The 20,996-nt window shown below is 56.6% G+C and carries 16 protein-coding genes; 6 read left to right on the top strand and 10 right to left on the bottom strand.

Translation table 11 applies throughout. The features are described from left to right. Positions 1-17 precede the first annotated feature (17 nt). Entirely contained in the window at positions 18-1,727 is a 1,710-nt protein-coding gene (locus ACS1BR_RS07745; RefSeq protein ID WP_463561386.1) for a formate--tetrahydrofolate ligase, read from the bottom strand. Between the two features lie 129 nt (positions 1,728-1,856). Between ACS1BR_RS07745 and ACS1BR_RS07740 the strand changes: the two genes are divergently transcribed. Next, positions 1,857-4,463: a DEAD/DEAH box helicase gene (locus ACS1BR_RS07740; protein ID WP_463561385.1), complete on the top strand. Its 2,607-nt coding sequence runs from the start codon at positions 1,857-1,859 to the stop codon at positions 4,461-4,463. Between the two features lie 47 nt (positions 4,464-4,510). Here the strand turns inward: ACS1BR_RS07740 and ACS1BR_RS07735 are convergent, their stop codons facing one another. Both ACS1BR_RS07735 and ACS1BR_RS07730 read right to left on the bottom strand, forming a co-directional pair. Then, the gene (locus ACS1BR_RS07735) at positions 4,511-5,086 is read right to left on the bottom strand and encodes a hypothetical protein (protein ID WP_463561384.1); all 576 of its coding nucleotides are present in this window, start codon (positions 5,084-5,086) and stop codon (positions 4,511-4,513) included. Between the two features lies 1 nt (position 5,087). After that, positions 5,088-5,675 (bottom strand): helix-turn-helix domain-containing protein, encoded by a 588-nt coding sequence (locus tag ACS1BR_RS07730; protein WP_463561383.1) that lies wholly within the window; start codon positions 5,673-5,675, stop codon positions 5,088-5,090. A 204-nt stretch (positions 5,676-5,879) separates the two neighbouring features. Between ACS1BR_RS07730 and ACS1BR_RS07725 the strand changes: the two genes are divergently transcribed. After that, positions 5,880-7,277: an alpha/beta fold hydrolase gene (locus tag ACS1BR_RS07725; RefSeq protein ID WP_463561382.1), complete on the top strand. Its 1,398-nt coding sequence runs from the start codon at positions 5,880-5,882 to the stop codon at positions 7,275-7,277. A 29-nt stretch (positions 7,278-7,306) separates the two neighbouring features. Here the strand turns inward: ACS1BR_RS07725 and ACS1BR_RS07720 are convergent, their stop codons facing one another. The 3 genes from ACS1BR_RS07720 to coaE form a co-directional block, all read right to left on the bottom strand. Next, positions 7,307-8,500 (bottom strand): TerC/Alx family metal homeostasis membrane protein, encoded by a 1,194-nt coding sequence (locus ACS1BR_RS07720; protein ID WP_463561381.1) that lies wholly within the window; start codon positions 8,498-8,500, stop codon positions 7,307-7,309. Positions 8,501-8,667: 167 nt separating this feature from the next. Next, entirely contained in the window at positions 8,668-10,818 is a 2,151-nt protein-coding gene (gene uvrB / locus ACS1BR_RS07715; protein WP_463561660.1) for an excinuclease ABC subunit UvrB, read from the bottom strand. 120 nt (positions 10,819-10,938) lie between these two features. Continuing rightward, a complete protein-coding gene (gene coaE / locus ACS1BR_RS07710; RefSeq protein ID WP_463561380.1) occupies positions 10,939-11,547 on the bottom strand; it encodes a dephospho-CoA kinase in 609 nt (202 codons plus the stop codon). 133 nt (positions 11,548-11,680) lie between these two features. Here coaE and ACS1BR_RS07705 point away from each other — a divergent pair, with 133 nt between their 5' ends. Further along, entirely contained in the window at positions 11,681-12,379 is a 699-nt protein-coding gene (locus ACS1BR_RS07705; protein ID WP_463561379.1) for an IMPACT family protein, read from the top strand. Positions 12,380-12,605: 226 nt separating this feature from the next. On the opposite strand, the gene rpsA is transcribed toward ACS1BR_RS07705, so the two are convergent. From rpsA to polA, 3 genes are all read right to left on the bottom strand, one after another. Further along, entirely contained in the window at positions 12,606-14,069 is a 1,464-nt protein-coding gene (gene rpsA, locus ACS1BR_RS07700) for a 30S ribosomal protein S1 (RefSeq protein ID WP_463561378.1), read from the bottom strand. Positions 14,070-14,405: 336 nt separating this feature from the next. After that, a complete protein-coding gene (locus ACS1BR_RS07695; protein WP_463561377.1) occupies positions 14,406-15,056 on the bottom strand; it encodes a GNAT family N-acetyltransferase in 651 nt (216 codons plus the stop codon). Further along, positions 15,056-17,881 carry a DNA polymerase I gene (gene polA / locus ACS1BR_RS07690; RefSeq protein ID WP_463561376.1) on the bottom strand — a complete coding sequence of 942 codons (2,826 nt, stop codon included), beginning with the start codon at positions 17,879-17,881 and terminating at the stop codon, positions 15,056-15,058. The genes ACS1BR_RS07695 and polA overlap by 1 nt, the downstream gene beginning before the upstream one ends. 106 nt (positions 17,882-17,987) lie before the next feature. Here polA and ACS1BR_RS07685 point away from each other — a divergent pair, with 106 nt between their 5' ends. The 3 genes from ACS1BR_RS07685 to ACS1BR_RS07675 all read left to right on the top strand — a co-directional run bounded on the left by ACS1BR_RS07685 (position 17,988) and on the right by ACS1BR_RS07675 (position 20,246). Then, positions 17,988-18,599 (top strand): PaaI family thioesterase, encoded by a 612-nt coding sequence (locus tag ACS1BR_RS07685; protein WP_463561375.1) that lies wholly within the window; start codon positions 17,988-17,990, stop codon positions 18,597-18,599. A 195-nt stretch (positions 18,600-18,794) separates the two neighbouring features. After that, the gene (locus ACS1BR_RS07680) at positions 18,795-20,069 is read left to right on the top strand and encodes a dicarboxylate/amino acid:cation symporter (RefSeq protein WP_463561374.1); all 1,275 of its coding nucleotides are present in this window, start codon (positions 18,795-18,797) and stop codon (positions 20,067-20,069) included. Positions 20,070-20,096: 27 nt separating this feature from the next. Continuing rightward, complete coding sequence (locus ACS1BR_RS07675; RefSeq protein WP_463561373.1) at positions 20,097-20,246, top strand: hypothetical protein; 150 nt, start codon at positions 20,097-20,099, stop codon at positions 20,244-20,246. A gap of 121 nt (positions 20,247-20,367) precedes the next feature. On the opposite strand, the gene ACS1BR_RS07670 is transcribed toward ACS1BR_RS07675, so the two are convergent. Continuing rightward, a complete protein-coding gene (locus tag ACS1BR_RS07670) occupies positions 20,368-20,994 on the bottom strand; it encodes an ANTAR domain-containing response regulator (RefSeq protein WP_463561372.1) in 627 nt (208 codons plus the stop codon). Between the last annotated feature and the right edge of the window lie 2 nt (positions 20,995-20,996).

The following is a 20,996-nucleotide window of genomic DNA, read 5'->3' as shown; positions in this document are numbered from 1 at the left end:
CACCGCACGCAGTAGGGCTAGAAGAGTCCCACCATTTTACCGTCGTCGTCAAAGCCAATACGCTCTGCCGCCGGCGATTTAGCCAGCCCCGGCATGGTCCGCATAGTACCGCAGATAGCGTAGACGTAGCCCGCCCCCGCAGCCAAGCGTACCTCCCGCACCGGCAGAGTCCAGCCGGTGGGTGCCCCTTTAAGGGCCGGGTCAGAAGAAATCGAAAGATGGGTTTTAGCGATCACCACCGGCAGTTTGCCATAACCCAGCTCCTCAAAACGGGAGAGCTGTTTACGGGCAACCGGTGCGATCTCAATACCGTCCGCACCGTACACTCCGGTAGCGACTTTCTCAATTTTGGTCTCCAGCGAATCATCGTCGCTGTAGGTGTATACCAGCTCGCTCTTATCCTCACAGGCTTCGGCAACAGCATCAGCTAACTCGGTGGTACCGGCACCGCCTTCAGCAACACCTCGATGAATCGCCACGCGGGCACCGGCCTGCTCGGCAATCTCGCGAATCACCGCATGTTCAGAATCAAAGTCGGTGGGGAAAGCATTGATGGCCACCACAGGTTGCACCCCAAAACCGCGCACGATCTCAATATGTTTCTTGAGGTTGGCTGCACCGGCCATCACGTCTTCGGGTGATTCCCGGAGCATCTGCTCGGGTAGGGGTTTGCCCGGGACAATCTTGTAAAGCCCCGAATGAGACTTGAGTGAGCGCACGGTGACCACCAGTACTGCGGCATCGGGTTTCAGTCCCGATACACGGCATTTGACATTGAAGAACCGTTCGGCTCCCATATCTGCCCCAAAGCCTGCCTCCGTGATGACGTAGTCGGAGTATTCTAGCCCCACGTAGTCGGCGACGACGGAAGAGTTTCCGGTGGCAATGTTGCCGAAGGGACCGGCGTGAATGAGTGCGGGGGTGTGCTCGAGGGTTTGAAGCAGATTGGGGTTGATGGCGTCGGCGAGAATGACCGCGAGTGAGCCATCGGCTTTGAGGTCTTTGGCGGTAACGGGCTTACCCGACGTGTTGTAGCCGATCACGATTTTACCCAGGCGGGTACGGAGGTCATCGAAGCTGGTTGCTAGGGAGAGAATCACCATGATTTCGGAGGCACTGGTGATGTCGAACCCCGTTTCGCGCGGCACACCGTCCATGCGTTCGCCCAGTCCGATAATGACGTTGCGCAGGGATCGGTCATTGATATCGAGCACTCGACGCCAGGATATGTTGCGGGTATCGATGTTGAGTTCGTTGCCGTGGTGGAGGTGATTATCAATCATGGCGGCAAGGAGGTTGTGTGCTGCGGTGACCGCGTGGAAGTCGCCGGTGAGATGGAGGTTGAGTTTTTCCATGGGGACAATTTGTGAGTATCCGCCGCCGGCGGCTCCTCCTTTGATACCGAAGGTGGGTCCCATGGACGGTTGGCGCAGGGTCAGCATTGCTTTACGCCCGGTGTGCGCCATACCCTGGGCTAGAGAGACCGAGGTGGCTGTTTTGCCCTCACCGAGCGGGGTGGGGGTGACGGCGGTGACCACCACGTATTTGCTGCCTTTTGCTAGGGCGGTTTCTGCCGTGGTGGTTTCGTCGAGGAGTACCTTAGCCACGTATGTGCCGTAGGGTTCTAGTCGGTTTTCTGGGATATCTGCCTCGGCGGCGATCCGACTGATGGGTTCTAGCTCGGTGGCCTGCGCTATTTCGAGGTCGGTGGGGAAGGTTTTTCCCATGATGTGCTCCTTTGGACTGTGGAGTGGTTGTTATCTCCGTTACCTACTCTAGCAATTGGGGGTGGCTGATCTCTTCTTTTCTCTGTCTCCTGACACGCACGGTGTGGCGGCCGGTAGACTGGTGGCACCATGAAAAATATTCTTGAGTTTCTTGATCCGGGGTTTGCTGATCCTTCTCGCCGCTATTTTCGCGGTGATTTTGCCTCTAATCCGCTGACAGGCGAGGAGATTTACGAGGCTTTTCTGGCCTGGGTTGCCTCACAAGGCATGGAGCTCTACCCTGCCCAGGATGAGGCTGTTATGGAGATTGCGTCGGGGGGTAACGTTGTGCTGGCCACCCCGACGGGTTCGGGTAAATCTATCGTGGCTGTCGCCGCTCATTGTGCGGGGTTGGCTACCGGACAGCGTTCCTACTATACGGCCCCCATTAAGGCGCTGGTGAGCGAGAAGTTTTTTGACCTGGTGGAGATTTTTGGTGCCGAGAATGTTGGTATGGTGACCGGTGACTCTTCCATTAACTCTACTGCCCCCATTGTCTGCTGTACGGCCGAGATCCTGGCCAATATTGTGCTGCGTGAAGGGGAGAACGCCGATCTGAGGCAGGTGGTCATGGATGAGTTTCATTTCTATTCTGATCCCCAGCGTGGCTGGGCTTGGCAGGTTCCTCTGCTTGACCTACCGCAGGCACAGTTTCTGCTGATGAGCGCGACCCTGGGTGATACCACCCGCTTTGAACGCGAGCTGACCGAGCTAACCGGGCGGCAGACCTCTCTGGTAGCCAGCGAAACCCGCCCTATTCCGCTTAACTACGCTTATTCCCGTGAGCCCCTGGTGGAGAAGGTAGATGAGCTGGTCTCGACCCACCAGGCCCCGGTCTATATTGTGCATTTTTCCCAGTTGCAAGCCATCAATACCGCCGCATCGCTGATGAGTTTGGCCATTGCGTCCAAGGAAGAGCGGGAACGCATCAACGAGCTGACCGCCGGATTCCGCTATTCGGCGGGCTTTGGCAAGGTTTTACAAAAATACATCAAAAACGGTATCGGTATCCACCATGCCGGTATGCTCCCCAAGTATCGCCGTCTGGTCGAGCAACTGGCCCAGGCCGGCCTGCTCAAAGTGATATGCGGTACCGACACCCTGGGGGTGGGTATCAATGTGCCCATTCGTACCGTACTCATGACCGCTCTTTCTAAATTTGACGGGCGGCGTACCCGCCGTCTCAAGTCCCGCGAATTTCACCAGGTTGCCGGCCGCGCCGGCCGCGCCGGATTTGATACAGCCGGTTATGTGGTGGTTCAGGCCCCCGAGCACGATATTGAAAACGACCGTCTTGAGGCTAGGGCTCGCGAGAAATTTAACGGCGACGAGAAGAAGATGGCCCAGTCGCTGCGCGGTAAAAAGAAGAAACCTCCGCAGGGGTTTGTGGCGTGGAGTGAGAAGACATTTGAGCAGATGATCTCTGCTGAGCCCGAGCCGCTCACCTCCTCCTTCCAGATAACCCACTCCATGATTCTCAATATGCTCCAGCGTGAAGCCGATCCCTTTGAGACTGTCATGCTCTTTTTAACCGCTAACCATGAGTCGCCCGTCAAGCAGCGGGCTCTGAAACGCAAAGCTATCGGTATCTACCGGGAACTGCTCAATGCAGGTGTGGTGGAGCGCCTGAGCACCCCCGACGAGTTCGGTCGAACGGTGCGCCTGACCGTTACCCTGCAGGAGAACTTTGCGCTTAATCAGCCGCTCTCCCCTTTTGCCCTGGCCTCTCTCTCCCTGCTAGATACGGGCTCTGAGACCTACGCACTCGATGCGGTATCGGTGATCGAGTCGACCCTGGAGAACCCCCGTCAGGTGCTCACGCTGCAGGAGAGGAAAATAAAATCTGAGGCCCTGGCCGAGATGAAGGCCGACGGGCTTGACTATAACGAGCGTATGGCGGAGCTCGACAAAATTACCTATCCCCGGCCTCTAGCAGACCTGCTGGAACATGCCTTTGAAACCTACTCGGCAGGTGCCCCCTTCATGAGGGAGTTCGAGGTGGAGCCCAAGAGCGTGGTACGCGATATGTACGAGCGCGCTATGGGCTTTAGTGACTACGTCCAGTTCTACGGGCTCGAACGCTCCGAGGGTATCCTGCTGCGCTATCTGTCGGACGCCTACAGGGCCCTGCGCCAGACTGTCCCCCTCTCAGCGCTGACGGAGGACCTCACCGATATGATCGAATGGCTAGGCGAAGTTATCCGACAAACCGACTCTTCTCTCGTCGACGAGTGGGAACGTATGGCCGCCGGCGAAGAAGATACCCCGGTGCAAGACTCCCTTGAAGAACTCCTTGCCGACTCAGCCCCCAAGGTGACCGATAATGTCCGCGCCTTCAAGGTCATGGTGCGCAACGCCCTTTTCCGCCGCGTAGAGCTCTTTGCCGATGAGCGTGACCGCACTTTAGGTGAATTGGACGGCGAGCGCTCCGGTTGGGATGCTGACCGCTGGTCTCGTGCCATGGACGACTATTTTGATGAGTACGAGGATCTCTACACCGACGCTGAGGCCCGGTCCCCTCATCTTGTTCTGATCGATGATAACCAGCGGGAGCACCCCGGGCTGTGGAGGGTGCGCCAGATTTTCTCTGACCCCGACGATAACCACGATTTTGGTATCGCCGCCGAGGTTGACCTGGTGGCCTCGGATGAGGAGGGTGCTCCGGTTGTGATCGTGAAGTCGGTGGGAACCGTCTAGCGGGGCGGGTATATTTGTGGCCTTCGTTTCCGCCTGTGCTGTGGGTTTTACCGCAGGTTTATCGCAATCATTGTGCAACCGGTTGCCCACAGCAGTGAGGCAAAGGTGCCCACAATAAATTTTTCGGAGGCTAGCTGGCCGGCTTTGATTTCTGGGTACCGGGCTAAACCTTTGACCGCAACGATTACTGCCAGTGTGCTCGTCTGAGAGGCGGCCAAGCTCAGGGATAGGGCTAGGCGTTCGAAGATGCCGATAAGTCGGCCTCCGCCGGCCACTTCTGTTTTTGTGTGGGGTTTTGTCAGGTGTGCATTCACTGCCAGAGAACCGAGTTGTCCCGTGAGTTGTTGCCCCGCTGGTTCTTCGTTGGCCGGGTGGGCTTTGAGGAGTCCCACAAAGTATGATGCGGGGGTGGATCCTCCCAGCGCGCCGAGAAGTATGGACGAGGCTGTAACTATTTCTGAGGCGGGAGATTGCACGCTCGGTGTGATGGATGATGTGAGCACTGTCGTGCAGAGCAGGAGAATCAGGGTCCATGCTTTGAAAGCGGTGATTTTTGGCGTTGTGAGCCAGAAAGTTGATAGTAGTAGCAGTATACCTAGCATGACATACGTGGTGGCGAGCATGCTATACCTCTTCTTCCAGCAGTAGATGAAGTTCTTTCATGATCTGGCGTGTCTCGTGCCACCGTCCCTGTTTGAGGGCACGGCTGATGGACGGTTGATGGGTTCCCAGCTGTTCCGCGATGGCTCTCTGTGTCATACCTCGGTCGTGGAGTTGTCCTATTTCTTGCCAGAAATTGTTACGGTCTTCTTCAATCCCCATGACGAGCTGTAGGGTTGCCTGGATCAGCGGGGCAAATTTTCCCGGCCCCTCGTAGGCGATGTGTCCGGATGCCTTTTTGGCGCGTTCAACCGCTATTCGGGCATTTTTATATGCCTCTCCGCTGCCCTCTCGGGCATTTTTCGGTAGCGGTGGGTTGATCTTTCCTTTTCCAATGCCAATGTGCCATGATCCTGTGCGCGATAGAAGTATGGCTGTGGCTAGTAGACTGTGGGGGTTGTCAAAGATGGCCTGCGCTTCGTCTCCGGCGGTCCGCTGGAATGTTCTGAGCGGAGCGGTGATATTGGGGTTGTTGACCGTATCATGCTGTAGCTGCGGTATGAGGTCTTTCCCGTTTGATGAGTTTCGCTGGTCAACGGTCATCACGTACATAGTTATAACTGTATAGCATTATAAATCGTTTTATAGCATTATATTGTTATATTTTTCGACACTGGGTACCGAGGCTTGGGGTTCCGGCCGCTATCCTCTGTCAAGAGCAAGCTCGCTGAGGTAGCCTAGAAAACAGTTGGTCTGCCACGCCTAGCTTCCGTCATCAACCCCAACACCTCCCTGTCAGCCCAGAAAGGATAACCCGTGACCGGTCACCTCACACTTCCCCGGCCGACCCACCGAGTCGGCGCTACACACACCATTGACTCGCTCAAGCTGATCGATCACTGGTTTACTGTCCCGCTCACCCACGGTCTGGTGTACGGCAAGAGTAAATCGGCCGCGCTCGAATCCCGATTTGCGGATGAAAGTATCACCGTTTTTGCCCGGGAAGTCATCGATACCTCAGACGCATTGACCACCCCCGTCGACAGGCGCCCCTACATGGTCTATCTTCAGGGCGGCCCCGGCGGTAAAAGCCCCCGCCCCGTCTCCGAAGGCGACTGGGTACACGAGCTTACCAAAACACACCGCCTGGTTCTGCTTGACCAGCGCGGTACCGGAAACTCCACTCCCCTGTCCGCCCGAGTCATCACTAGCCGGGGGACCCCCGAGATACAGGCCGAATTCTGCGAACTCTTCCGTGCCGATTCCATCATCGCCGACGCCGAGGTTATCCGCGAATTCCTGCTCGCTGACCGCACCGATAAGCGCTGGTCAACCATGGGCCAGAGCTTTGGCGGCTTTCTCACCCTCAGCTACCTCTCCTTCGCCCCCGACTCCCTCCAGGATGCCCGCGTAACCGCCGGCCTGGCGCCCATCCGCTCCCACATCGATGATGTTTACCGCTCCACCCTGGAGCGCATGAGAGAACGCACCGAAGAATACTACGGCTGGTACCCCGAAGACAGGGAGTTAGCCGTCCGTATCACTGAGCACCTCGCCACGAATAAAGAGTACCTACCCACCGGTGAGCGTCTCACCGGCCACCGTCTTCAAATGCTGGGCAATATTTTGGGCGGCAACAGCCGCGCTCGCGGTCTGCACTATGTACTGGAATCTGCTTTCGCCGAGTCGGAAAAATGGCTATCAGACCAGTTTCTCGCCGCGGTGGGTACCCAGGTAAGCTTTCAGCCCAACCCTCTCTACGGCCTGCTCCACGAAACAATTTACGCAGACGGTGCTGAGGATTCACCGTCATCTTCTCCCACCCAATGGTCCGCTGCCCGCATGTACGCCGACCGCCCGGATTACGCTGAGGACGCCACACCTCTACTCTGGACAGGTGAACATATTTTCCCCTGGTACTACGAGGAAGACCCAGCCCTGCTTCCCCTGGCCGAGCTAGCTCACCTACTAGCCGAGAAAAAGGACTGGGGCCGCCTCTACAACCACAAACAGCTGTCCCGAAACGAAGTCCCCCTGGTTGCGGCAGCTTACCTCCCCGATGTGTACGTGGACTACGCCCACTCCATGAAAACCGCCGAGTTCGTGGCCAACACCCGCGTATGGACTTCCCAGACCCACCATCATGACGGGCTGGGCACCGACGGCCCCAAAATTCTGGGACACCTCAAGAATCTACTCGCCGATATGCGCTAGCACGTCCTCTGATACCCCGGCACTTTGGTTTAGGAGTGCCCCGTGTGGGCAGAGCGCGCCCGATTCACCAGATCACGGTAGTCATTCTCGGATTCGATAAGTTCATCGCGGTATTTTTGCTTAATCCGCTGCGACTTCTCCATTTCTTCATCAAGCTGCCGCTGAATCTCCTCACGCTCCTGCTGCGGGGTGTCCTCGGGAAGGTTCAGGTACTTTTCGGAAAGACCGCGCACCCTCTGGATGGTGGCCAGCGCCCTGCCCTTGGGACTGTAGAGGGAAGCCAGCACGGTAATAACCAGTACACCGATAATCACCGTCAGAGACATACCGATGGTTACCTCAACCACGTGCACCGGCTGCCCATCGTTAATGAAGAAGAGGTTGTTTTCATGCAGGGCATGCAGCAGCAGTTTCACGCCGATAAAAGCGAGAATAATGGATAGCCCCCAGGAGAGGTAGATAAGGCGGTCCAGCAGACCGTCGATCAAAAAATAGAGCTGACGCAGACCCATCAGCGAAAAAGCTGTTGCGGTAAAAACAATATAGGGTGACTGTGTGAGCCCAAAGATGGCCGGAATGGAATCGAGGGCGAAGAGAATATCGGTACCACCAATAGCAACCATCACCAGCAGCATAGGAGTCATTACCCTCCTACCGTTTTCAACGGTAAACAGCTTATCGCCATCATAGTGGTCGGTGGTGTGAAAAACCTTCTTGGCAAGGCGGATCACGATGTTGTTCGCCTGGTCTTCCTCATCCCGATCGGTCACCTCATCTTTGATGAGGTTACCCGCGGTATAGATGAGAATAAGACCGAAAAGATAAAAAACCCAGCTCCAGCGCTCGATGGCGGCCGCTCCCGCAAAGATGAATACGGCGCGGGCAATCATGGCAAAGATAATACCGAACAACAGCACCTTCTGCTGATCTTCCCGCGGCACCTTGAAAGAGGCCATAATAATCAGGAAGACAAAGAGGTTATCCACGCTCAGCGCCTTCTCGGTGATATAGCCACCATAGTATTCTGCGGCATACACCGGCCCGTCCACCGCCAGAATATAAAGGCCAAAAAGCAGCGCAAGAGCTATATAGATAGCGGACCATACCGCCGCTTCTTTCATGGTGGGCTCGTGTGCCTTACGCACATGAAAAATAAAATCATAGGCCAGCATCGCCAGGATCAGAACCAGCGTGACAGTCCACTGAAGAGCAGAAATTTCCACGGAGGAAGCCTTTCTTGTGGTCGGGTACACAAATAACCACAAGTCTCTCCCGCCCGGTGGGCACGCTCTTCCGGATCGGCTACGCTGGCTCTCGTGTTGACGAAAAAACGGTTTGGGGATACTCCCTTGCTCGGACCCAGTTTACAGTATCAGCGCCTATACCAGAACTAGGCGTGGCCAGCCTGTCTCATCTGCCGCAGCTCCTTCTTGAGATCTGCAACCTCGTCACGCAGACGCGCCGCCAGCTCAAACTGTAAATCCTCGGCCGCCTTCATCATCTGCGCGCTCATCTCCTCGATCAGGTCCATGAGGTCCTCGGCCGGGGCCGCGGCAAGACCGTCTTCACGCACCCTCGCCTGTGCCCGCGCCAGCACCTCGTCAGCCTCCGGGCTGGAGGCAGATACCTTCCGCCCCTTTTTCTGGGCCGGCGGCGCTGTCTTACCACTTGCCTGTTTGCGCAGCTGAAGAATCTCTTTGGTGTCCTCTTCTTCACGAGCCAGCTGATCGGTAATATCGGCAATCCGTTTACGTAGCGGCTGCGGATCAATACCGTGTTCGGTATTGTAGGCCTGCTGGATACGGCGGCGGCGGTTGGTCTCGTCGATCGCAGTCCGCATAGAATCGGTGATCTTATCGGCGTACATGTGCACCTGCCCCGAGACGTTTCGTGCCGCCCGCCCAATAGTCTGGATCAGGGAGGTGGTGGACCGCAGAAAACCCTCTTTGTCAGCATCAAGAATAGCCACCAGGGACACCTCGGGAAGGTCAAGACCCTCACGCAGCAGGTTAATACCCACCAGCACATCAAAAGAACCCAACCGTAGTTCCCGCAGCAGTTCCACACGCTTGAGCGTATCCACATCGGAGTGCAGATACTGCACCCGCACCCCGTGCTGCGAAAGGTACTCGGTGAGGTCCTCGGCCATACGCTTGGTCAGTGTGGTCACAAGTACCCGCTCGTCGCGGTCTACCCGCAACCGAATCTCCTCCAGCAGATCGTCAATCTGCCCCCGAGTGGGCTTCACCACAACTTCGGGGTCAATAAGTCCGGTCGGCCTAATAATCTGCTCCACATACCCGTCTGACCGGGTCAACTCGTACTGACCCGGTGTTGCCGAAAGGTAAACGGTCTGACCAATACGCTCCAAAAATTCATCCCATTTAAGCGGCCGGTTATCCATGGCCGAGGGCAGACGAAAACCGAAATCCACCAGGGTGCGTTTCCGACTCATATCCCCCTCATACATACCACCGATCTGCGGCACGGTCACATGCGATTCGTCGATGATGAGCAAAAAATCATCGGGAAAATAGTCAAGCAGACAGTGCGGTGCCGACCCCGCCGCACGGCCGTCGATATGCCGCGAATAGTTCTCGATGCCGTTACAGAATCCCATCTGCTCCATCATCTCGAGATCGTACTGGGTGCGCATGCGTAGCCGCTGCGCCTCAAGCAGCTTATTCTGCGACTCCAGCACGCTCAACCGCTCAGCCAGTTCATCTTCGATAGAAGCGATTGCCTGAGCCATCCGCTCGGCACCGGCAACATAGTGCGATGCGGGAAAAACGTACATCTCCGTCTCCTGCCGAATAATCTCGCCGGTCAGCGGATGCAGCGTATAGATCGCCTCAATCTCATCACCAAAAAACTCGATACGGACAGCATGCTCCTCGTACATGGGAATGATCTCCACGGTGTCACCGCGCACCCGAAAGGTGCCCCGGTGAAAATCCATATCGTTACGGGTGTACTGCATGTTCACAAACTGCCGCAGAAGGTCATCGCGGTCGACCTCTTCCCCCTGTCTGAGGGTCACCATCTGCTCGATATATTCCTCGGGTGTACCCAGACCATAGATACAGGAGACCGTAGAAACCACAACGACATCGCGGCGGGTGAGCAGAGAGTTAGTGGCACTGTGCCGCAACCGCTCAACTTCGTCGTTAATGGATGAGTCTTTTTCAATAAAGGTGTCTGTTTGCGGCACATAGGCCTCGGGTTGGTAGTAGTCGTAGTAGGAAACAAAATATTCCACCGCGTTGTTGGGCAGCAGCTCGCGCAGCTCGTTTGCCAGCTGCGCGGCAAGAGTTTTGTTTTGCACCATAATGAGGGTGGGCCGCTGAACCGACTCAATAAGCCAGGCGGCTGTCGCCGACTTACCGGTGCCGGTAGCACCCATGAGCACAATATCTTTTTCTCCCGCTTCTACCCGCCGAGTAAGCTCAGCGATAGCTTTGGGCTGGTCTCCGGCGGGCTTATAATCAGAGATCACTTCAAAGGGGGCGACGACGCGCTGAATATCCTGGGCAAGACTCATGCACACCAGCCTACCCGTAACAGGCTTCCTGCGGGCAGTCACGGCCGCAATTTTCTCTTCAGGCTAGTTTTTCCGCACTGCCCTGTGGGCGTTGACCGCATGGGCTGAGGAAAGATATCTTTACCCTACCGACCCCTGTATCTCTGCCCACACCGTAGCGGCTTGGGCCTCGGTCTGCTCAAGGCCCCCCGAATTATCAATTATCCAGGTGGCAATAGCCGCCCTCTGCTCATCGGTCGCCTGGGCTTCAATCCGGGCAAGGGCCTCAGACTCGGTCATTTTCCGCCGGTCCACCAAACGCTGTATCCGGCTGCTCCGGTCAGCGTAGACCACCACCACGGCGTCAAACCTCCCCTCCTGCCCTGTCTCCGTCAGCAGGGGAATATCCTCCACCACCACACCCGAAAAGTCTGGGTTTCTTTGAGCCTCGCGCACCAGCATAGCCGAACGGTAGCGCACCGCGGGATGCACGATCGCGTTCAGTTTCTCCCTCGCCTTCCGGTCAGCAAAGATGATCTCGGCCAACCTCGCGCGTTCCAGGTGGCCGTCGGTGGTGAGAATCTCATCTCCAAAGGTATCGGCAACCTTGGCGAGGGTTTCCGACCCCGGGCCCATCACTTCACGCGCCACAGTGTCAGCGTCAATAACCGTGGCACCGAATCCGGCAAAAATGTTGGCCACTGTCGACTTACCAGCGCCAATACCTCCGGTCAGACCAATATGTTTCATAACCCTCCCAGGCCGAAAACAACCGCGTACACCACCCATCATAGGCTCCCCCGGTGGTAAGCGGTATTCTGGATTCTTACCCCGCCGGTGCAATATATTTGGGGTAGTCCACCGTCAAGGAAAACCTCTCCCTATGATCTCTCAACCCGATAAGGCCCGCTACAGCGTATTAGCTGCCCCCACCCCGGTGACATCGAGGATAGATATTAAGCGAAGCGAATTCATCTGCTTCCTGTACCGGGTGGAGACCGAGCAGGAGGCTCGCTCCCATATTGCTAGCCTACGCGCAGAGTACCACGACGCCCGCCATGTGTGCAGCGCTTTTGTGCTGGGACCTAACCGGCAGATCCAGCGTTCCTCTGACGACGGTGAACCGGCCGGTACCGCCGGTATCCCCATCCTCCAGACGCTACTGACGCGCCGGATAGCAGACGGTAGCGGCCAGGAAAAAGTCGATCTGTCAGATATCTGTGCCGTGGTGGTGCGGTATTTTGGCGGTGTTAAGCTCGGTGCCGGTGGTCTGGTGCGCGCCTATACCGATGCGGTGGTTCACGCTCTTGACGCCGCTAATTTTACAACCCGACGCAGGTTGCGGTCGGGGGTCGTATCCGTTTCTTTTGCCGAGGCCGGAAGATTAGAAAACGATGTACGAGCCCTGGGACTGCGGGTGATGGACACCAACTATACTGACCGGTGCGCGCATCTCAGGCTGGGGGTGTGTGACTCTGCCGCCGACATGAGCGAGGCGCAGGGAAGGCTGGATGAGGTTACCGCCGGCCGGCTAGGTATATCTTGGGGGGAGACGTTCTGGGCCGATTCAGCCCGGACTTAGGTGTGTCCGGGGCGAGGGCCCGCCGTCCCCGGCGGAGAAAAACGGGGGGCTACCCAAGGAAAAACTCTTGGGTAGCCCCCCCGTTGTCGTCGGGTCGGGCGGTTAGCCCGGTTAGCTGCCGGTTTTCTAGTTACCGGTCAGTTTCTTGCGAAGATGGAAGCGAGAATTCCGAGCAAGCGAGGGCTAAAATTCTCGCTGGAATCGGAACTTCGCCACCAATCCTCTTCTAGTTACCGGTCAGTTTCTTGCGAAGTTCCGCAAGAGCCTCATCGGATGCCAGGGTGCCGGATTCTGCGGCCTGGTTATCTGAGGAGTAGGAAGCCGGTGCCGGCTCTGTCTCGGTACCTGCTGCTGCGGTAGCTGCCGCTTCGGCGTCGGCTTCCAAAGCCTTTGCAACCTGCACCTTGTGGGCTTCCCAGCGTGCCTGGGCGTCGGCGTACTGCTGCTCCCATGCCGCGCGCTGGGCTTCGAATCCTTCAAGCCATTCGTTGGTTTCGGGGTCGAATCCTTCGGGGTACTTGTAGTTGCCGTCTTCGTCGTACTCTGCGGCCATGCCGTAGAGTGCGGGGTCAAATTCGGTTCCCTCGGGGTCGACTCCCTCATTCGCCTGTTTCAGGGACAGGGAGATACGCCGGCGGTCAAGGTCGATATCGATTACCTTCACGAATAGCTCATCCCCCACGGAAACAACCTGCTCTGCAAGGTCGACGTGGCGCACTGCCAGCTCGGAGATGTGCACGAGACCCTCGATACCGTCTTCGACACGCACGAAAGCACCAAAGGGTACAAGCTTGGTCACCTTGCCGGGCACTACCTGACCCAGCGCGTGGGTGCGGGCGAATGCCTGCCAGGGGTCTTCCTGGGTTGCTTTCAGCGAGAGGGAAACACGCTCGCGATCGAGGTCGACTTCGAGCACCTCCACGGTGACCTCCTGGCCAACCTCCACAACCTCCGAGGGGTGGTCAATGTGCTTCCACGACAGCTCGGAGACATGCACCAGCCCGTCGACACCACCAAGATCCACGAAGGCACCGAAGTTGACGATGGAGGAGACCACGCCGGTGCGCACCTGGCCCTTTTCGAGCTGATTGAGGAAGGTCGAGCGGACCTCAGACTGGGTCTGTTCAAGCCACGCGCGGCGGGAAAGAACAACGTTGTTGCGGTTCTTATCAAGCTCAATGATTTTAGCTTCAATCTGCTGGCCGATGTAGGGGGCCAGGTCTCGCACACGGCGCATCTCGACGAGGGAAGCGGGCAAGAATCCGCGCAGACCAATGTCAAGAATAAGGCCGCCCTTGACCACCTCAATAACGGTTCCGGTAACAACACCGTCGTTTTCTTTGATCTGTTCGATGTCGCCCCAGGCACGCTCGTACTGTGCGCGCTTCTTCGAGAGGATAAGACGCCCCTCTTTGTCTTCCTTGGTGAGAACGAGGGCCTCGATCTCATCGCCAACGGTGACGACCTCACCGGGGTCTACGTCGTGCTTGATGGAGAGTTCGCGGGAGGGAATGACACCTTCGGTCTTGTACCCGATGTCAAGTAGAACTTCGTCGCGGTCAACCTTAACAACTTCGCCTGAAACCAGGTCACCGTCGTTGAAGTATTTGATGGTTGAGTCAACCGCCGCCAGGAACTCTTCTTCTGTTCCGATGTCGTTGACTGCAACCTGAGGAGTGTTGGTGCTCATGTAGTAAAGGGCTCCAATATGGATAGATGTTGTAGGTCGATACAGCCGCACTTGACCCACCTATCTCTCATACGGTGATGATTGATAGAGGTGTTTCCCGCGTGTGGTTCCCCTGTACCGAGCATTTATTCGGACAATTTTTATGCGTATATAACATACGCACCACTAAAGTTTATGGGTGTATGCTGGCCGGGTCAACGATTTATGCTTCCGTTTCTCCGATTTTTCTAGTGCGCGAGGAAAATTTTCTTGTTCGGGTACGCACGCGCCTTTTCGGGTGTGTCGTGTCGCGGGTGACCGTGATACGTTCTCCCACTCACCTATTCTGCCTGATCTTTAGCGAGCAAACATGGATTCCCAGGAACTCAGCGGCTGTTTGAGTACCACCTCACGGTGAGTATCCCGTCGGAAAATGTTCATGCCCCTCCCCAGATAGTTAGCCAGCGCATGGGGCCCATCAAGATCGCAGGTATGCACCCAGACTCTACCCACCGGCGGTAAAGGGTGCCTCTCATGGAGTGTCCAGGCGCGGTCGATCACGGTTTCAAGAAAGAATCTGCCGATCCCCCTACCCTGCGCCCAATCTATCAGCCCAAAATAGAGGATTTCGGTGTCGGTACTACCCCCACTGTCTGTTGTCGTATCGGTGACCGCGGCGTGAAGCTGACAGTATCCTGCGGGCGTGCCCCGCACATGGACAAGCCATATTTCACTACCCACTTCATCGAGTTCCTCCTGCCACGTCTCTCGTGCCCACCCCAGCCGCTCATACCAGCGGTAGGGGCCACCCACCACAGCGTAGAGCCAGCGGGCAAGCTCCGCGGTAGGGTGGGCAGCACGCTCAACCCGGACCCCGTCGGGAGCCTGGCGAACGGGGGTAGCTGGTCGGGCAAGCATCTGAAGGTAAGTGATGGTGACATCGCGCGGAGCCGCGTCACTTCCCCATTCCGCGTCGTCCTCATACGCATCGTGTAGCGGGGTAGACACTAGTGTCCGGCTTTCTGCCAGGAGGTTCCCCACCCCACCTGCACGTCCAGGGGAACAAGAAGCTCTACCGCCCTCGACATTTCTTCGGTCAGTAGAGTTTGCGCCGCCGTTTCCTCTCCGGGGGCAACTTCAAGGATGAGTTCGTCGTGGACCTGTAAAAGCATACGGCTCGCCAGTCCCTCCCGCTCTATCCGTTTCTGCACGTTGATCATGGCTATTTTGATGATATCGGCAGCTGTGCCCTGAATAGGTGCGTTAAGAGCTGCGCGTTCTGCCGCTTCGCGTCGCTGCCGATTAGAGCTGTTGAGATCGCTCAGTATCCGGCGGCGGCCAAACATGGTCGCGGTGTACCCGTCCCTGTGCGCCTGCTTAACCGTTCCACGCAAGAAACGACCCACATCGCCAAAACGCTTGAAATAGTTCACGGTCAGCTCGGCAGCTTCCTCCACCGGTATACCCAGCTGCTTAGAGAGACCAAACCGTGAAAGCCCGTAGGCCAGCCCGTACGACATGGCCTTGACCCTCGCACGCATATCGGCGGTGACCTCGTCCGGTGCTACCCCAAAAACCTCGGAGCCCACAAAGCGGTGCAAATCTTCGCCATCCTGATAGGCCTGTATCAGTTTCTCGTCCCGGGCCAGGTGCACCATAATGCGCATTTCAATCTGCGAGTAGTCAGCGGTGAGCAGGGTGGTGTACCGAACCCCGTCTACCGGCCCGGGATCGACCACAAAAGCATCACGAATTTTGCGACCCTGTGCGGTACGGATGGGAATATTCTGCAGATTAGGGTCGGTTGACGACAGACGGCCGGTGGCAGCCACATTCTGCTGGAAGGTGGTATGCACGCGGCCGTCCTCAGCTATTGCTTTTTGTAGGCCTTCAACAGTTTGTTTAAGCTTTGTATAGTCACGATACATCTGCAGAGCTAGAAGAAACTGGGCGCCCCTGCTCTCGGGGCTGATCCTGGTGAGAAGGTCAGCCATCGACTCGGCATCAGTGGAGTATCCCGACTTAAGTTTGCGGGTGGTGGGTAGACCCAGTTCCTCAAAGAGCACACCCTGAAGCTGTTTGGGTGAGCCCAGGTTAACCTCGTGATCAATAATCCGGTAGGCCTCCTCGGTAGCCTGATCAATAAATGAGGAATAGTGATCTTTAAGTTTTTGGAGCACATCGGAGTCGACCGCAATACCCGCTCTTTCCATGGAAGCCAACACGGTGACCATGGGTAATTCGATAGTGCGGTAGAGCTCAAGCTGGTCTTGGGCCACCAGGTCAGCGTGCAGAGCATAAGCCAGTTCCTGAATATACCGGGCCACCAGAGACCGGTAGCTGAGATCCACTGCCGGTTCCACCGAGAAAAGCTCACCCTGGGCAATCTCGTTCTCGGGTTCGGCAGGAAAGTCGGTGTGCAGATAAATCTCGGTGAGATCCTGCATCATTGCCGCAAAACCCCGCCGCCGTGCAGCGGGTATATGGCCGCAAACGTAAGAGCTTACCAGTGGGTCCTCCACCAGACCGGCCAGGCTAAAGCCACGGGCTGCCAGTGATTTAATCTGCTGTTTAGCGTCAAACACAATCTTGGCTTCAGCCTCATTAGCCAGCCAACCGGCTAGAGCCTGTTCGGCCGCAGGTTCCAGCAGGGAGAAATCTACCCAGCCGGCAATCTCGCCCCCCACAACCATCAAACCCAGAAGGTTTTGCTCGTGGGCCACCCCCGCCTCCGGCGCTACCTCGTCAACAACCGGGTAAAGGGTGAGTGCACCGGCGAGCCTGTCGGGAACGGGCGAGGGACGCTCCAGTGCCCCGACAGACTTTTGGGCAGCGGAGAGAAAATCGGTCAGCTCCCGTTCGGTAGAGAGGCTCAGGGTCTCCTCCACCGAAATATCGACCTTCACCGCTGCCACCTGCGCACGATCGGCAAAAAGTTCCGCGGTACGCTTGCGGATAGCGTTGAACTCGAGCTCATCAAAAAGCGCGTCAAGGTTGGCGGGATCTACCGGACCATAGTCATCAGCGTCATCAAGATCAACCGGCAGTTCAAGATCATCAACCAGTCGGTTGAGGCGCCGGTTGCGCAGTACGTCGTCAAGGTGCTCCCTCAGCGCCTGCCCTTTTTTACCCTTGATCTCCTCCCTGTGCTCGATCACAGCGTCTAGGCTCCCGTACTCGTTGATCCACTTGGCGGCAAATCCGGGACCCACACCGGGTACGCCGGGGAGGTTATCGGCCTGCTCACCGGTGAGCGCGGCCAAATCGGGGTAAAGGTGCGGGGGAACCTTATATTTTTCTTCAATCGCCCGGGCATCCATAACGCGCAGCCCCTTGGACGGACCGGTTGTCACCGGGTAGAGCACGGTGACCCCATCGTGGACCAGCTGGAAAGCATCACGGTCTCCGGAGACGATCCGCACCTGCATACCGGTGTCTCGCCCTATTTTTGCCAGCGTTGCAATGATGTCATCTGCCTCGTAATTTTCCAGGCTCACCGCCGGAATATTCAGTTCGGCCAGCAAACGCTGAATCAGCTCTACCTGACCAAAAAACTCCGGGGGCGTTTCGGAGCGTCCCGCTTTATACTCATCGTATTCTTGCGTACGAAAAGTTCCACCGGCTAGATCGAATGCCGCCACAATATGGCTGGGTTCTTCGGTTTTGATCAGGCTAAGCAGGGTGGAGAGAAACCCGTGAACGGCGTTGGTGTGCTGCCCAGTACCGGTCACAAACACCTCTGCGGGGGTACCGTAAAAAGAGCGGAAGGCCAACGAATGCCCGTCAATTAAAAGTAGCTTCTGCGGGTTGGTTGCTGCGTCTGAAGTAGTCACATCTTCCATCCTAAACGCTGTACGATGAGGCTACTACTTTCTGTTCTGCCTGGTGTTTTTTTGCCCAATGCTAGATAATGATTCTGTTTCGTAGGAAAGGTACCCCATGTCTGAGTCTCCGCACACGCCCATAAGTCCCGCCCAGCAGCTTCGCGATCACGGCGTACCGGAGCACGCCCTCTACCTGTTTGATGGGTCAGCCCAGGGCCTGGGGGAACTCATCCCCAAGCTCGGTATACACTTCCTTGAACTCACCCCCCAGCAAGCAGTTGCCACCATGCCGGTGGCCGGTAATACCCAGCCGGTAGGGCTCCTGCACGGTGGTGCTAGCGCCGCGCTGGCAGAGACCCTGGGGTCCCTGGCTGCCGGTCTTGCAGCCGAGTCGGGAAAGATCGCGGTGGGTACCGAACTCAATATCAGCCACCTGCGCCCAGCCGTATCGGGGCTGGTGACCGCCACGGCCCGGGCCGCAAGAATCGGGCGCACCCAGTGCGTGCACACCGTTGAAATTGTTGACCCCCAGGGCAAGCTCATCAGTATAGGGCGGATAACCAATGCGATCATAGACCGCCCCTCACCCGGACCGGTACCCGGCCACCACGACAGCGGAAAGAACACCGCTGCCGAAGAAAAGACTCCCACCCTCTCGCCGGTACACGGTTCACGGGCGGAGGCCCGACGGGCAGCAACACGAAACATCGATACCTTCCGGCAATAAGAATCGCTAACACACTCAACCGAGGCACCTAAAACTGTGTGGGATTTCCCACGAGTTACCGCATTTGTTTCAAACGGGTCACACCTCGGCACGCCTCCACGTAGTATGGAAACCATGCCCTAGCCGCCCACTCGGCACACGCGAGCTCAGGGCGCTATCATCCGCATTCATGTTCCTCGTTCAAAGGTTTCTACCGTGAAGAAGATACCTCTTCTTGTATGGATCATCGCCGCTATCGCGGCCGGTGTCCTGATCGGCTCGTTCACGCCGGGAATGATAGACAGCGTCAACAGATCCTTTGGCTGGTCTGTACCCACCGATCTCATCGTTCAAATTTTTGTGTCCTTCTCAACGATCTTCAGCGCTTTCCTCAGTTTCGCTATCCCGCTGATTATTCTCGGATTTATTGTTCCCGGAATTGGTTCGCTGGCAAGCGGGGCCGGCAAACTTCTGGGTACCGCTGTGGGCCTCTCCTATTTCTCCAGCGTCTGCGCGGGGTTCTTGGCTCTTTCTACAGCTTTCTTTCTCTACCCTACTCTTCTGCGCGGCCAGCAACTCACGGCATTCGATAATCCCGAGGAAGCCCTGTCTTCCGGGTACGTCGATTTCACCCTTGACCCGCCCTTCACGGTCATGACAGCCCTGGTGCTCTCTTTTGTATTGGGCCTGGGGCTAACCGCGCTCAAGACCAAGACCATGCTGAACCTTTTCATCGATTTTCAGGTGATTATTGAAAAGCTCCTCTCCGCCGTAATCATTCCTCTACTGCCGATTCATATTGTGGGTGTCTTTGCCAACATGACCCTGGCCGGTGAGGTCGCCATGATTCTGGCCGTCTTTGGCAAAGTCTTTGTGATGGTGCTGATTCTGCACTGGCTGATGCTTCTCATCCAGTACACCGTTGCCGGGTTGCTCACCCAGCGCAACCCCTTTACCATGCTCAAAACCATGCTGCCCGCCTACTTCACCGCCCTGGGCACCCAGTCCTCGGCGGCAACTATCCCGGTAACCCTGAGATCAACCAAAAAAACGGGCATCTCAGCAAAAATCGCTGACTTCGCCATACCGCTGTGCGCAAACATCCATCTATCAGGATCGATGATCACCATCACCTCCTGCGCTATCGCCGTGGTCTTTATCACTAGTGGAGATATCGCCTATATGGATATGGTTCCGCTGGTACTCATGCTCGGTATCATGATGGTAGCCGCCCCCGGAGTACCCGGTGGCGGAGTCATGACGGCTATCGGCCTCCTCCAGTCCCTGCTGGGCTTTGACGACTCCATGATCGCCCTCATGATCGCCCTCTACATGGCACAGGACTCATTCGGTACCGCAACCAACGTCACCGGTGACGCCACCATCGCGGCGGTCACCGAAAAAATCGGGGGCCGGATCAGCCGCAAAGACCTGGAGCGCTCGCGGGATTCAGCTGCCGTATTTGAGGAAGAAAATAGCGCACCGGCCTAACATAGGATGGGCGACAGGAAGGCAGTGATGAAACGAAAAATCGGCATGGTTTTTCTGGTTTTTACTCTTCTACTCATAGTTGTTGCCCAGCAGCAGGGCGGCTGGTGGTGGCCGGTGGTGGCGATCAGTATAGCTATCACCCTGTGGGGCATCGGCTTTACTTCACCCAGAAAATAGCTTTCCTTCCTCGTCGAGAACCCCGGTGTTGGTGTATCAGAGTCTGATACGCCAACACCGGGGTTCATCGTGCATACCGGACCTGTTCTTATATTTATTTTCCCGGTTTTACGGAACTATTTTAGGAGACCTGCTTGACAATGGTCTCTGCAACCTCGCGCATCGAGAGCCTGCGGTCCATAGATGTTTTCTGAATCCAGCGGAAGGCTTCCGGTTCGCTGAGACCCATCTTGGTGATCAGCAGGGATTTTGCCCGGTCAACCAGCTTGCGGGTTTCAAACTGTTCCTTGATGGAAGAGACCTCCGCTTGCAGAGCTATAATCTGCTCGTAGCGGCTGATAGCGATCTCGATGGCAGGCATAATATCGTTGGGGGTGAAGGGCTTGACCACGTATGCCATAGCACCCGCCTCGGTTGCCCGGTCAACCAGTTCTTTCTGGCTGAAAGCGGTGAGGAGCACCACCGGTGCCAGCTGCTGTTTGGTAATTTCTTCGGCTGCCGTAATTCCGTCCATAACCGGCATTTTGACATCCATAAGCACCAGGTCTGGTCGATGTTTTTCGGTGAGCTCCAGTGCAGTCTTACCGTTATCGGTCTCAGCGACTACCTCAAACCCCTGATCTTTGAGGGTTTCAACGATATCCAGGCGGATAAGTGCCTCATCTTCCGCAACAATAACGGTTCGTGCAGTTCTTTCTTCAGTAGCTGCTTCTTCAGGATCGGAATCTGTTACTGTCGGCTCTGACATTC

It is taken from the genome of Rothia sp. 18CD1-1 (genome assembly GCF_055285355.1).
The sequence above is the reverse complement of the archived record's forward strand: the minus strand, read 5'-3'. Positions and strand labels throughout refer to the sequence as shown.